8 protein-coding genes are annotated in these 7,436 nt (G+C 48.7%); 6 read left to right on the top strand and 2 right to left on the bottom strand.

From position 1 onward, the window contains the following. The coding region (locus tag PHI12_12415; protein MDD5511593.1) for a hypothetical protein at window positions 1-297 on the top strand (297 nt) is incomplete at its 5' end. Next, window positions 284-1,126 (top strand): hypothetical protein, encoded by an 843-nt coding sequence (locus tag PHI12_12420; protein MDD5511594.1) that lies wholly within the window; start codon window positions 284-286, stop codon window positions 1,124-1,126. The genes PHI12_12415 and PHI12_12420, both read left to right, overlap by 14 nt. A gap of 357 nt (window positions 1,127-1,483) precedes the next feature. On the opposite strand, the gene PHI12_12425 is transcribed toward PHI12_12420, so the two are convergent. Next, entirely contained in the window at window positions 1,484-1,879 is a 396-nt protein-coding gene (locus PHI12_12425; GenBank protein ID MDD5511595.1) for a hypothetical protein, read from the bottom strand. A gap of 341 nt (window positions 1,880-2,220) precedes the next feature. Beyond that, complete coding sequence (locus tag PHI12_12430) at window positions 2,221-2,352, bottom strand: hypothetical protein (GenBank protein MDD5511596.1); 132 nt, start codon at window positions 2,350-2,352, stop codon at window positions 2,221-2,223. A 182-nt stretch (window positions 2,353-2,534) separates the two neighbouring features. On the opposite strand from PHI12_12430, the gene PHI12_12435 reads away from it, so the two are divergent. The 4 genes from PHI12_12435 to PHI12_12450 form a co-directional block, all read left to right on the top strand. Beyond that, the gene (locus PHI12_12435; GenBank protein ID MDD5511597.1) at window positions 2,535-5,003 is read left to right on the top strand and encodes a transporter substrate-binding domain-containing protein; all 2,469 of its coding nucleotides are present in this window, start codon (window positions 2,535-2,537) and stop codon (window positions 5,001-5,003) included. Between the two features lies 1 nt (window position 5,004). Then, complete coding sequence (locus PHI12_12440) at window positions 5,005-6,111, top strand: response regulator (GenBank protein MDD5511598.1); 1,107 nt, start codon at window positions 5,005-5,007, stop codon at window positions 6,109-6,111. Between the two features lie 188 nt (window positions 6,112-6,299). Further along, the gene (locus tag PHI12_12445; protein ID MDD5511599.1) at window positions 6,300-6,665 is read left to right on the top strand and encodes a response regulator; all 366 of its coding nucleotides are present in this window, start codon (window positions 6,300-6,302) and stop codon (window positions 6,663-6,665) included. Between the two features lie 94 nt (window positions 6,666-6,759). Further along, a partial coding sequence (locus tag PHI12_12450) for a PAS domain S-box protein (GenBank protein ID MDD5511600.1) occupies window positions 6,760-7,436 on the top strand: 677 nt, incomplete at its 3' end.

Genomic DNA, 7,436 nt, shown 5'->3' on the forward strand with positions numbered 1-7,436 from the left:
GAATGCTCAGATAGTGGTGTAGACACAACAGATACCAAGGGCTATAGCGGATATATATGGGCCCGGATTGATGATGAAACTAGCCCTAGCCTGGCTGATCTGACCGGTGCGCCATTTGGCGCTTACGCTAACTCTGCTCCTTCGTCTGCAAGGCGCAGCGTAGGTGGTGAGGTCTATCCGATAAACAAGATGGTAGTTCTGGCACCGTGGCTTGGTCTGGCTGGGGCTATAATAGCCGGTGCTTACTTGCTTATGAGGCACCGCTCCGCTCGCAGGGCAAGCATTGACCAAGACTAAGAGACAGAGAAAGGGTGAACTTCACAATAAGAAGCTGCCCTGGTATCTCTGGCTGGCTATCGCGCTGGGAATTACTGGTGCCGTCGTTGGTATCAGGGCATGTCACTTTAACAGCCCGGAAGGTTCTGGCCCTTCTGGAGAGCTTAAGGCTGCCATAATTGACCAACTCTATGTCCTTGAGCCGAACCAGGATTTTATTCAACAGGCCACTAACTATCTTGAAGAATATGGTTTTGAGGTCGATGTCTACCACGGCGAGGAAGTTACCGTCGACCTCTACCGTAAGCTTCCCACCTATGGCTACAGGCTGATTATCTTCAGGGCTCATTCGGGTATGTTGGGTGGTGAGGGATCCCCAGATGAGGGAGAAATAGGGCCGACATTTCTTTTTACCGGTGAGACCTATAAGATTACGGAGCTTGTTTGGGAACAGATTGGTGATCAGATACTACCGGCACAGATGACAGAAGACTACCCCATGGTTTTCGCGGTGTCCTCAAGCTTTATCATAAAAAGTATGGAGGGTAAATTTCAGGATACTGCCATAATAATGATGGGGTGTTCCAGCGCTTACCAAGGCGATATGGCTGAGGCCTTTATTCATAAGGGAGCTTCGGTTTATATGGGCTGGAGCGCCAGTATTGGCCTGGGCTATGTTGATCAAGCTACCCTTGAGCTTATTAACAACCTATGTGCCGAAGATATGTCCGTCGCAGAGGCGTTGACTGAAATGGTAGACGAAGTAGGGCTCGATCCAGACTATCACGCCCACCCGCAATACCACCCTGACAAAGCCGGGGATAAGACAATCGCCGAGTTAATTCGGTAGATATCGCGTCATACTGATTGTCTAAGCACCTCTAGTGATATCGGCTGCACGAAAGTTTAACTTGTATAGCTATGCCCTGGGCAAAATTACGTGATCCTGACTAAAGTGTAACCCTTTCACGATATACGATGAAAAATTTAGCGAAAATAGGGGATTAATAGAGGTGCTTGCTACTGGAGGGTAGTAATGGTGTATTGTGACTGCGTAACCAATATTACTTCTCCCAAGTTTATCACTAGTGTCATACTCTCACTTCTGACCACATAGACGTCATAGTCTGGTGAGAAATAGACGAATACCAGTCTGTAAGCATCAAAACCTGTATTACCATGACTGCCCGACGACTGGCTATCTTCTTCATAAGGTTGACCCCCCTGAGGGCTCTGGTGGCGTAGCAGATATGTTTTTGATAACGCTGTTAATTCGCAAGTCGAACTCCCGCTCCCCCGCAGAGAGTGAAATATAAGCCAAAGCCCCGCAATAGCATAATCGCTCCCAGTCGACGTGATTCTCATCAATCAGCACGACCAAAGGTACGTACCCAGAGCTTTTCAAATGCTGGCAGATTTTATCTACATCCGGTGCGGCCGCTTCCATGATTATCAGATCCGAATCCAACAGCCGATCCATCGAGGGAATATCATGCCGGGCAAATACACCCGGAATAATGGGAACCACGGTGACCCCCGTTACGTGGAGGGACTTCCTGATTCTCTCGGCAATAGTCTCAGAACTATAGACGGCTATTCTCATGGGACACACATCTATCGCTATATAACTTCAGTCAATCATTCTATATATAACATTGGGGTTAAAGCAAGGTAATGAAAAAGTTATGGAGGTTAAGAATATTCACCTGCCGGTTAATGTTTGGCTAAGATTTGTCGGGATGTGACCTACCCCCAACAGGCGGTACCAAATTGTTAAGCCACCACCTCACTCAACCGCACAAAAGGTAAACCTCATTAATCTCTCTATCCCTCTAAACCGTCAAGTTATCCTCAAACCCCATGCTCATCGTATGCTTCACCACCATATCGAGATTCTCCCTTACGCATAGTTCATGATATGCTCGATATCTAAATAAAAGTTAATCAATGCGCGGATTTACTCAACCCTTCTATGTCCAGAGATAACTCTTTACTATTAAAACCGGAATGCACTTCATCAACAACACCGGCGATTATACCAGCGGTATAAATATTGGAGAAAATGTACTTAATCACCTCAATCTCTCTCGGAAGATATTAAGTTATCATCATCTTTAGCAAAAGACATATCTTTTATCGTTATCCTGCATACACGGGTTGCTTGACAGTTGGTGTAAGTAGTGCTAATTTAGCCAAACGACTGGAAGTATAATTCATGCAAGCAGATAGACTAACAGAGGAAAAGTGGAGGCCAATTAATGAGGGCGATAAAGAGATATCTGATGCCTATATTGGGTTTGTTACTGATTCATGTTGCCGTCACCTCTCCCATTGTTTTTGCGAATGATTCAATCACAATCAGAGTAGGGGTTTATGAGAATCACCCCAAAATCTTTACTGATGATAGCGGTAAAGCTGCTGGATTCTGGCCAGACATTATTGAATATATCGCCTCAGAGGAAGACTGGAATATAGAGTATGTAACTGGTACTTGGACGGAGTGTCTATCTAGGTTAGAAACCAATGAAATTGATATAATGCCAGACGTTGCTTATACCGAGGAGAGAGGTAAACTGTATGATTTTCCAAACGAGAATACGTATGTGAGCTGGTCAAGCGTGTATGCGAAAGCAGGTAACGATATACAATCCATCCTTGACCTGGAAGGAAAAACAATAGCGGTATTTGCGGGTAGCTCAAGTGTTGAAGGATCGGGAGGTATAAAAGAATTAATTAACGCTTTCCATATTAGTTGCACTTTAATCGAGGTAGATAGTTACACCCGGGTTTTTGAACTGGTGAAAAGTGGTGAGGTAGATGCCGGTATCTCCAACAGGGACTTTGCCAACCAGCATTTAGAGCAGTTTAACCTCGTCAGGACTGCCATAATATTCCAGCCCCATACCCTTTATTTCGCTTTCCCCAAAGAGTCAAGTTTAACTCCATATCTCATAGCAAAAATTGATTCACACATGAAGGAGCTAAAGGCAGACAGTAATTCCGTATATTATCAATCGCAGGAAAAGTGGCTCGGAGTAAAGCCAGAAGAAAAAACCATCATTCCCACTTGGGTGAAGTGGCTGTTCATCGGTATAGGAGTTGCGGCAGGTATACTTGTAGGGGGAAATTATCTACTTAGGTCTCGGGTGAAATCAAAGACCAGAGAGCTAATAGAGGAAATTGGAGAGCGTAAGCAGGCAGAGGATGCGTTAAAGACATCGGAGGGCAAATTCCGTCTTATGTTTCATTCTGTAAGCGAGGGTATCGTGTGCTCCGATCTGGATGGTAATATAAGTGACGCGAATAGAGCGGCCGTTCTTATGTTTGGCTATGACCATAAAGACCAGGTTGTCGGGCATGGGGTTTTTGAATATGTGGATGAAATTGATCACGATAGAGTCATAAAAAATATGATGAGGACTCTGGAGACAGGTATTACACGGGATATCGAGTACATATTTGTTAGGAAGGATGGCAGCAGATTTCCCGGTGAGTTAAGCTCCAGTGTCCTCAGTAATGAATCCGACGGAGACCCCGTCGGATTCATTACCGTGATCAGAGATATCACAGAGCGTAAGAAGGCAGAGGCGGAGAAGTTGGAGATGGAGAGGAAGGCACAGGTTACCGACAGGTTGGCCTCCATCGGCGAAATGGCCTCCGGCATTGCACATGAGATAAACAACCCCTTAACCAGCGTGGTCGGCTTCTCCGAGCTGCTGATGGAGAAGGACCTGCCCGAAGATTTGAGGCAGGACGTGGAAATTATTTACGACAGTTCACAGAGGGTAGCCGGCATCGTTAAGGGGCTGCTTACCTTCGCCCGCCAGCACAAACCAGTACAAAACCGCACCGGCATCAACGAGATAATTGAGAGCACCCTAGCCCTGCGCAAGTATGCCCTGGAGACGTCCAATATCGAGGTAGAAGCCCGGTTCGATAACGGCCTACCCTGGACGGTGGCCGATACCGGCCAGCTCCAGCAGGTGTTCCTCAACATCATCGTCAATGCTGAGGCGGAGATGAAGAAGGCCCACGGCAGGGGCAGACTTACTATCAGGACGGAGCGGGCCGGCGACAGGATACGGATATCGTTTGCCGATGACGGACCGGGCATCGCCCGGGAGAACCTGGAGAGGATATTCGACCCCTTCTTCACCACCAAAGAGGTGGGGGAAGGAACCGGACTGGGCCTGAGCCTGTCCCGGGGCATCATCACCGAGCATAACGGGGCGCTGTATGCCGAGAGTGAGGAAGGCAAGGGGGCCACCTTCTTCGTCGAGCTGCCAATCGTAACGGAGGAAGAGGAGAAAGTTGAGGATACCGGGGCGATCAAGGCATCCGAGAAGATCATCGGGGGCCGGATACTGGTGGTGGATGATGAGCCGGCCATACTAGCGTTGCTGAATAAGTTACTCGGTGGCGAGGGTTACGATGTGGCGACTTCAGGCAGCGGCAGAGAGGCCCTTGGGATGATTAAGGAGCAGGAGGGTTACGATCTTATCATTTCCGATATCAGGCTGCCCGGTCTAAGCGGTGCCGAGCTGTACGATGAGCTGGGGGGAATAGCCCCTTCCCTGCAGAAGAGGGTCATCTTTATCACCGGAGACGTGATCAGCGCCAATACCAGGGAGTTCCTCAAAACGACCGGAGTCCCCTGTGTTCCCAAGCCCTTTGACATCGCTAGTCTGAAGGAAGAGGTAAAACGGGTAATTACAGGAGAAAATTGAGATGAGGGAAGAGATGCCCGCTAAGGAAACGATACTGATAGTTGATGATGAGGAAGCGATTCGCAAACTCCTCGGGCGGAAGCTGGTTAGCATGGGCTATCGGTGTCGCGAAGCCGGTGGTGCCGCTCAGGCTATGGATGAGTTGCAGGATGGTGCGGTGGCACTGGTTCTTCTCGATATCAAAATGCCGGGTAAATCAGGGGTTCAGTTACTGCCCGAAATAAGGGCTGCTTACCCTGATACGGTAGTTATTATGGCTACCGCTACCACCGATACCGATACCGCTGTGCATTGCATGAAGCATGGTGCCTATGACTATGTTACCAAACCGTTTAACCTTAGCGGAGTCGTCTTGAGCGTGGAGCGAGCTCTGGAGAGGAAAAGGCTGGAGCTGGAGAACCGGTACTACCAGCAGCACCTGGAAGAGCGGGTTAGCCTGCAGGCAGAGAAAATCCGCCGGTCGTTCTTGAATTCGATTACTGCTCTTGCCTATGCCTTGGAGGCTAAGGATAGGTATACCAGCGGCCACTCCGAGTGGGTCGCCGCTTTGTCTGTAGTGATCGCTACGGAGCTGGGTTTACCGTCGGAAGAAATCGAGAAGATCAGGCTGGCGGGGCTGCTCCACGATATCGGTAAGATAGGGGTGAAAGAGCCGGTGCTGAATAAACCGGAGCGGCTTACCGATGATGAGTTTCAGTATGTAAAAAGCCACTGCGAGCTTGGAGAGCGTATCCTGGCCCCCATCGTGGAGGATAAAGATATTCTGTTTATGGTGCGCCATCACCATGAACGCTACGATGGTGCTGGTTATCCTGACGGCCTGCCTTTAACAGAAATGCCTCCGTCTGCCGGTATTCTGGCGGCTAAAGGTTGCCCTGAAATGGTTCATGAGGGGGTTGGGGGTGGGGTTCCCTCATGGTGTCGGGGTGCCAGTGTCCTGGCAGTGGCCGATTCATTTGATGCGATGACCTCTGCGCGTTCCTACCGTAAGGCGATGAGTGATGAGATGGCCTGCGCTGAGATAGAAAAAGGCCGGGGGACCCAGTTTACCCCTGCGGTGGTAGATGCCTTCCTCAGGGTGAAGAAAAAGATACCCGTAGCTGATTGACCGGGAGACAGAAAAGTAGTATAAGATAGCCATCAATTAGTTAGGGGTGGTGATGGCATGATATTGGGATGACCGGATATCAAATACCGTGGTGAACTGAACGGTACGGCTTAGCACCTGCGAGACCTCGATATATTTAGGGTTTAGTCGGCTGTCGTCAGTAAGAAACCGTGGGAAGGGAGGACAGCATGGATGCCAGAAAAATACTTGTTGTTGATGATGAGCAGAATATCAGGCTGGTCTTGAGGGGTATGCTCGAGAAGCACTACACCATTCTCGAGGCAAGTAACGGGCAGGAGGCTCTGGATATTGCCGGCCGCCAGAAACCGGACCTTATTTTTATGGATATCCTTATGCCGGGGATGGATGGCTATAACGCCTGCTATAAAATCAAGACGGACGAGGCAACCAGGACAATTCCAGTGGTTATACTGACTGCTGTGGGCCATAAGTTAAACCAGGAGCTGGGTAAGAAGGTAGGCGCCGATGAGTACATTACCAAACCCTTCCGGAAAGAGGATTTGCTGGCTGTAATCGCCCGGTTCCTTAAATAGCCTATTTGGCCCCCGAGGCTATCTTAACATTGGCTGTGACTTAACAAGCTCATCACTACTGGGGGCAGGCCAGTATCATACGGAGGTAGCTGAAATGACGAAAGGTACTAGGAAATCCGGAATAGAACAACAGGAGGATATATACCGGTTCATTTCGGAAAACTCGGGTGATATCGTATGTTTTCACGATCCTAATCACAGATATGTGTATGTCAGCCCTGCCTGCAAAGAGATACTTGGTTATGATCCACAGGAATTAGTCGGGACAAATCCCTGGGAACTTATACATCCGCAAGATCTGAAAACACTGCAAGAAGTGGATCGCAAGAAGGCCGAAAAAGGGGAACCTGTTATACTTTCTTATCGAATCCGTAAGAAATCCGGCGATTACGTCTGGTTTGAATCAGTTAGCCGGTTAATAAAAGATGACAACGGAGGTACCCTTGGGTTTGTAACATCGTCCAGGGACGTTACCGAGCGAAAACAGGCGGAGCTCGAATTTGAGACTATTATTAAGAAGTCCGTAGAAGGGTTCTGGCTGGCGGATATGCAGGGACGGTTTCTAGAAGTGAACGAAGCCTATTGCCGACTTGTGGGTTATCGCCGTGACGAGTTACTGAAGATGAGCATATCTGACATAGAGACGGTTGAGGAACCCACCGAAACTGTTGAGCGTATTGCTAGGATAAAGAAGGTCGGCGGAGATCGATTTGAAACGCGCCACAGGTGTAAAAACGGGAAGATCGTTGATGTTGAGATCAGCGCAAACTA

It is taken from the genome of Dehalococcoidales bacterium, assembly GCA_028716225.1.
GTDB lineage: Bacteria > Chloroflexota > Dehalococcoidia > Dehalococcoidales > UBA5760 > UBA5760.